1 protein-coding gene and 1 pseudogene are annotated in these 1,731 nt (G+C 59.4%); both read right to left on the bottom strand.

What is annotated here, in order from left to right; translation table 11 throughout:
- Window positions 1-148 (bottom strand): annotated as a pseudogene (locus tag PMI23_RS30455) (DUF6124 family protein); the annotation flags it as partial.
- Between the two features lie 400 nt (window positions 149-548).
- Window positions 549-1,517 carry a LysR family transcriptional regulator gene (locus PMI23_RS28450; RefSeq protein WP_007914118.1) on the bottom strand — a complete coding sequence of 323 codons (969 nt, stop codon included), beginning with the start codon at window positions 1,515-1,517 and terminating at the stop codon, window positions 549-551.
- Window positions 1,518-1,731: the final 214 nt, after the last annotated feature.

Here is a 1,731-nt window from a genome sequence, read left to right as displayed (position 1 = left end):
TGGGTTTGTGGAAGCGCAGGGTGAGTGCGTTGGGTTTGAGGTAGTGGTCGAGGGCGCGGTCGGCGGCTTCGTGGAATTTCTTCGAACCGGGGAATTCGTAGGGGGTGGTGTCGTCGGTTTCAGGTGGATTAGGCGTTGGTTTGAACATAGGAAACATACTCGTGGCAAGTTGAGTTGAAGCTGCCACTTTTCGTTTTCCAGGCGAAAGGGTGGCAGCTGCGCGCGGACTGGAAAAACCGGTCAACTCACCAAAACCGGCAGGCCCAAGGGCCTCCCGCGCACAGCCGCCATAACATTGCGAGCTAAAAAGCGCCGCAGTATGCCATGAGCTTTGGTAGTTGAAATCGGGTTTTCCAGACCCGGTCGCTGATGCGTCAGCGACACCCAAATCCTAGCCACGGCACTTCCGACGGACAACCGTCAAAACCTGTCGGAAACATCCGCGAAATTGCCGTTTCTGTAGGCTCTGCCGTAGGCTGCGATTAAACAGCAAGATCAAAAGATCGCAGCCTGCGGCAGCTCCTACAGGGTTCGTGGTGTGTTGAAAATCAGTTGGCGACGCGCGCGCCGGCGAGGCTGCCGCTTAATTCGTAAGCGGCCAATTCCGCCTGATGCGCCGCGAGAATTTCCGGCAACGACCCACGCAAATACTCAACCCACGTCTTGATCTTCGCGTCCAGATATTGCCGCGAAGGGTAGATCGCATACAGGTTCAGCTCTTGCGAGCGGTAGTTCGGCATGACCCGCACCAGTGTGCCGTTACGCAAGCCTTCGATCGCCGCATACACCGGCAGCACGCCCACCCCCATGCCGCTGGTGATCGCGGTTTTCATCGCGTCGGCGGAGTTCACCAGAAACGGCGAGCTGTTGATGGTGACCATTTCCTGGCCTTCCGGGCCGTCGAAGGCCCACTTCTCCAACGGAATCACCGGGCTGACCAGGCGCAGGCAGGCGTGGTTGAGCAGGTCGCTGGGTTTTTGCGCGGCGCCGTTGGCTTTCACGTAGGCCGGTGAGGCGCAGACGATGCTGTAGGTGATGCCCAGCCGTTGCGAAACAAAACCCGAATCCGGCAATTCGCTGGCGAGCACGATGGACACGTCGTAGCCCTCGTCGAGCAGGTCCGGCACGCGGTTGGCCAGGGTCAGGTCGAAGGTGACGTCGGGGTGAGTCTTGCGGTAGCGGGCGATGGCGTCGATGACGAAGTGCTGGCCGATGCCGGTCATGGTGTGCACTTTCAATTGCCCGGCCGGGCGCGCGTGGGCGTCGCTGGCCTCGGCTTCGGCTTCTTCGACGTAGGCGAGGATCTGCTCGCAGCGCAGCAGGTAGCGTTTGCCCGCTTCGGTCAGGGCGATGCGCCGCGTGGTGCGGTTGAGCAAGCGGGTTTGCAGGTGGGCCTCCAGGTTGGAGACCGCGCGCGAGACGTTGGCGGTGGTGGTGTCGAGTTGCACGGCGGCGGCGGTGAAGCTGCCGGCTTCGGCGACACAACTGAAGGCGCGCATGTTTTGCAAAGTGTCCATGGGGTGCTCTCAAGGGAGATGGCAAATTGTGACACGAAGTTTCGGGGGCTGAGACCCCAGACTTAAGGATTATCTCGTTAACCGTAACAAAGATTCACAGAAATCCCAGCTTATCGCCGTACAGGGCGTTCCATAGAATTGCGCCGATCCCTGTAGGAGCTGCCGCAGGCTGCGATCTTTTGGTTTTGTTTTAAGGGAATCAAGATCAAAAGAT

Origin of the sequence: Pseudomonas sp. GM24, from assembly GCF_000282235.1 — a bacterium.
Taxonomy (GTDB): Bacteria; Pseudomonadota; Gammaproteobacteria; order Pseudomonadales; family Pseudomonadaceae; genus Aquipseudomonas.
This window is presented reverse-complemented; position numbering and strand designations above follow the sequence as displayed.

Bases quoted from the DNA above. Each gene is read 5' to 3' on its own strand.
- PMI23_RS28450 (WP_007914118.1), bottom strand. From the start codon at position 1,517: ATGGACACTTTGCAAAACATGCGCGCCTTCAGTTGTGTCGCCGAAGCC.